The sequence below is a fragment of the Candidatus Chordibacter forsetii genome (assembly GCF_964187505.1).
Taxonomy (GTDB): Bacteria; Verrucomicrobiota; Verrucomicrobiia; order Opitutales; family Seribacteraceae; genus Chordibacter; species Chordibacter forsetii.
In genome coordinates, this window is the sequence record NZ_CAXLML010000104.1 from 1 (window position 1) to 4,131 (window position 4,131).

Annotated in this window: 6 protein-coding genes; 4 read left to right on the plus strand and 2 right to left on the minus strand. The window is 44.6% G+C overall.

What is annotated here, in order from left to right; translation table 11 throughout:
- On the plus strand, positions 1-357 hold a 357-nt coding region (locus ACKPQ4_RS04920), incomplete at its 5' end, for a S1 RNA-binding domain-containing protein (RefSeq protein ID WP_407680094.1).
- A gap of 34 nt (positions 358-391) precedes the next feature.
- Here ACKPQ4_RS04920 and ACKPQ4_RS04925 read toward each other — a convergent pair.
- Positions 392-565 (minus strand): hypothetical protein, encoded by a 174-nt coding sequence (locus tag ACKPQ4_RS04925; RefSeq protein WP_407680095.1) that lies wholly within the window; start codon positions 563-565, stop codon positions 392-394.
- Positions 566-581: 16 nt separating this feature from the next.
- Between ACKPQ4_RS04925 and ACKPQ4_RS04930 the strand changes: the two genes are divergently transcribed.
- On the plus strand, positions 582-875 hold the full coding sequence (locus ACKPQ4_RS04930) for a hypothetical protein (protein ID WP_407680096.1): 294 nt from the start codon (positions 582-584) through the stop codon (positions 873-875).
- Positions 876-916: 41 nt separating this feature from the next.
- The gene (locus ACKPQ4_RS04935) at positions 917-2,332 is read left to right on the plus strand and encodes an SLC13 family permease (protein ID WP_407680097.1); all 1,416 of its coding nucleotides are present in this window, start codon (positions 917-919) and stop codon (positions 2,330-2,332) included.
- A gap of 34 nt (positions 2,333-2,366) precedes the next feature.
- Here the strand turns inward: ACKPQ4_RS04935 and ACKPQ4_RS04940 are convergent, their stop codons facing one another.
- The gene (locus ACKPQ4_RS04940; protein ID WP_407680098.1) at positions 2,367-3,329 is read right to left on the minus strand and encodes a CPBP family glutamic-type intramembrane protease; all 963 of its coding nucleotides are present in this window, start codon (positions 3,327-3,329) and stop codon (positions 2,367-2,369) included.
- A 133-nt stretch (positions 3,330-3,462) separates the two neighbouring features.
- On the opposite strand from ACKPQ4_RS04940, the gene ACKPQ4_RS04945 reads away from it, so the two are divergent.
- Positions 3,463-4,131: sulfatase-like hydrolase/transferase (locus ACKPQ4_RS04945; RefSeq protein WP_407680099.1), on the plus strand; the 669-nt coding region annotated here is incomplete at its 3' end.

The window sequence follows — 4,131 nt, forward strand, 5'->3', positions numbered from 1 at the left end:
GGAATCAAGGTTGCCATTAACGATGAATATATTGGTTTGGTCTATGAGAATCAGGTTTACGGTTACTATGAGGAAGGCCAAAGGCTCAAAGCATATATTAAATGTGTACGGGAAGATGGAAGAATAGATGTATCCCTACAACCCAGTCAGGGCAGGCATGTTTATCAAACAACAGATAAAATTTTAGAACATCTCAAATCGAGAGGTGGAAGATCCGACTTTAATGACAAAAGTTCCCCGGAAGACATCGTAGATACTTTTCAAATAAGCAAAAAAGTATTCAAACAGGCCATCGGAAAATTATATAAACAACGAAAGATAAAAATAACTGACCAAGGTATCGAACTTGTTAGGTGAAGAAGATTAGGTTGCAGTCCTAGATTCAATCTTATCAACGGGCATCCACCAATTGCTCAGTGTTTGATATCTGGGAGAGAGGAAAAATAAAATTGATGAGCAAATTCAAACAACCAAAACTTACCTTACTTCTGGTAAGTTTGTTTTTAATCATAATTGGGGTGATTACATCTCTCAGTTTTTGGCTCCCATCTTCTCTTAATTTCATTCCCAAAAGTCTCCAAATGATTCAATTTTGGGGCCCCTGCCTATCTGGTTTGGGTTGTATCATTTTTTTACTCAGTTTTTCCATTCCCCTACCAAAAAGCTTACTCATTGTCGGATTGCCCATGCTGGTCATCGGTGCGACCTCATGGTTTTATACCCCACTCATTATTGGAGGAAATCCGAACAATGAAGGTGCGGGTATGCTTGGCACCCTTATTTTTATTTTAATCGGAATACCCGGTTGCATAACCCTCCTAATAAGCATCGCTCTCTATGGATGGATACGATTTAGAAAAAATCGTCCTAAGTAAGCTAACCTCAAAAAAGCTTCCCTTGATTTTTCAAAAAAGCAATGCTCCCAGATAATCCAAATGGCTCTCCTCAAGAGTCCACACTTTTGGGGAATTCCTTACTATGGGTAGCGCCACTTATAGCTCTATTAATTGGTTGGATAGGTAAATCTATGGGTGGTTTGGAACTATCCGCTGCCCTCACTTTGGCCATTGCCATCTGGACTGCCCTGTGGTGGATTTTTGAGGCGGTACCGATTCCGGTGGCCTCTCTCATCCCCCTTGCCTTCTTGCCTATGTTTGGGGTTCTTTCTCCCCAGACCGTGGGCGAGAAGTATGGGCATCCCTTGGTACTTTTGCTCCTCGGTGGGTTCCTTCTCTCAAAAGCCATGGAAAAGAGCGGGGCTCACCGACGCATCGCTATCGCCATGGTCCGTACCTTTCCGGCCAGTGACAAGTTTCTTGTGCTCGGATTCATGGGAGCAACCGCATTTCTTAGCATGTGGATATCCAATACGGCTTGTACGCTGATGATGTTACCGATGGCTCTGGCGGTAATTCAGGGGAGTGAAAATAAAAAACTGACCATCCCTCTTCTGCTCGGTATTGCCTTTGCCGCCAACATAGGGGGAATCGGCACCCCAATTGGCACGCCTCCGAACCTAGTAATGATGGGTGCGTATAAAGACCTCGGTTTTCCTGAACTGTCCTTCTCTGACTGGATGACCTTTGGAATGCCGGTCACCCTAGTGATGACCCTGGTAATCTGGCTCTGGCTGACCCGTAAGGTCTCGGGCAAAGGCGTGGTATCTCTTCCCCATCCGGGAAGTTGGAGCAAGCCAGAGATTCGTACCCTGACTATTTTTAGCCTGACTGCCCTGGCATGGATCACCCGTTCGGAGCCGTTTGGCGGATGGAAAACTTGGCTCGAGCTCCCTCAGGCCAACGATGCCAGTGTCGCCTTTGTTGCAGTCCTTCTTCTCTTCTGTCTGCCAAGCGGAGAGAAAAAGGGAGAGCGTTTGCTCGATTGGAAAACCGCCAACCAGATTCCCTGGGGTATGCTCATTCTGGTGGGTGCTGGTCTTTGCCTGGGGGAAGCATTCAAACAGTCCGGCCTGAGCCAATCCATTGCCTCCGCCCTATCCGGAGTGGAGAACCTGCCTACAATTGGCGTGTTAGTCGGAATTTGTTTACTCGTCACTTTCCTCACCGAGATGACCTCCAATACCGCAACCACTAACCTATTGATGCCCATCCTTGGAGCAGCTGCTGTGTCTGCCAATCTCGACCCCAAGCTTTTGATGATCCCTGCCGCCCTTAGTGCAAGCTGTGCCTTCATGCTCCCGGTAGCAACCATACCCAATGCAATCGTTTTTGGCACTGGAAAGATTAGTGTGAAACGGATGGCGACAGAAGGGTTCGTCCTGAATCTTATTGGGGCAGGTGTCGTTACTGGTGTTATTTATTTTCTTCTCTAGAGAACAGAAAATTGCTTATTCCATTTAGAGTGATTTAGGGGCCTGTGGAATCCCTATTCAATGGATGAATATAATAGGGAGATCGATGCCAGAAAAACATCAAATAGAGACCAGCGAACAAGATCAATTCTTGGCCCAGAGAGATATAGATTCTTACGCGGTTTATGAAATCATCCTCACATTTTTCATAAACCCAAAGGGTAAGTTCATTAGCCTGCGTCCCCTCCTCTGCACAGACCATAAAGAGAATGAAATTATTGAGGAAATGAAGGACTAAAGGAATTTCCATTCCACCTGAGCGCATCAAGAAAAAGATAATGATTAACTCAGTCATTACGAAGTACACCAAAATCGCACCGATGTTTTTCATAAAATCAGGATTGCCAAAATGAATGCTGACAAAACAAGCTGTTACCAATACCGGCGCGAACCAGAAAACGGGAACAACTGCTCCGAATTGACGTAACAAAAATCCTTTAAAAAAGACATCTTCCCCGGTGGTTTGAAGAAGGATGCAAACGATCATGGGCAACAACCAATAGCCATGTTCTGTACGGAAACCATTAAATTTAAAAATCGGCTCAAATTCATTCAATCCAGGTATAGGGATCAGGAAAAACAGGAGTTGGATAAGCATTACCAACAAAATTGTTTTTCCAACTAACCCCCAACGGAAAGACTTAATTGGAGCAACCAAGGTCTTAACCGCTCGGCCTTGAATCAAAGAACCGACAATAGCAATCGGCCAGCATAAAAGTCCCACGCAAAGTAACTCCAGCAAAACCAAGGGCGGATCAGTTGCTTGATCTGTTTCCATGAAGAGCCTATACCAAGGGGTACCTGTGGATTTTGAAAATACTTCCAGAAGGTAATCAAATAAATTACTAGCCAAGATAGCCACTGGGATAACCGAAAGAATTGCAAGAATAAGCCATGGCCATTTCCATCGCCCTAGACGTTGGGAAAGAAAGTAGGGAGATTTTTTTAGGGCATTCATGTGAAGGGCATACAACTATAACCAAAATTTGTAAGTCAATGAAATTTGGGGAATTAAATTGATCGTAACGCGAAAGAACAAAAAAACTCTATACTAGTTGCCAAAACAAAGTGAGAGTAGTTTTATTTTATGAATGAAAAAGCTCTATGTATTTTCTTTTTTGTTAACTCTTGGAAACCTTGTATTGGCATCTGATCAAAAGCCTAATGTCATTTACATACTCGCGGATGATTTAGGCTATGGTGAGGTGGGCTACAACGGACAAAAAATGATCAAAACGCCCGAGCTCGATACCCTTGCCGTACGGGGAATGCGATTCACCGATCACTATTGTGGCAATGCAGTCTGTGCTCCATCCCGAGCTTCTCTCGTAACCGGCAAACATCCGGGTCATGCTTATGTCCGTGCGAATAGCCCAGGCTATCCAGTAGGACAAACTCCTATCCCCGCTAATTCCGAAACCATCGGTAAACTCATGAAACGAGCAGGCTACACTACTGCCTGCATTGGAAAGTGGGGCCTTGGTGGTTTCCATAATTCGGGCAATCCAAACAAGCAAGGGTTTGATTATTTCTATGGCTATACCGATCAAAGGCAGGCCCATGAGTACTACCCGGAATACCTCTGGAAAAATGATCAAAAGGTTACGCTCGATAATGCCAACGGGAAGCAAAATGATTACAGCCATGATCTGCTTACCCAAGAAGCCTTTAAGTTCGTAAATAACCATCAGGCTACACCGTTCTTTCTCTACCTGGCCTACACTATTCCACATGTAAAATGGCAAGTGCCTGACCTTGGT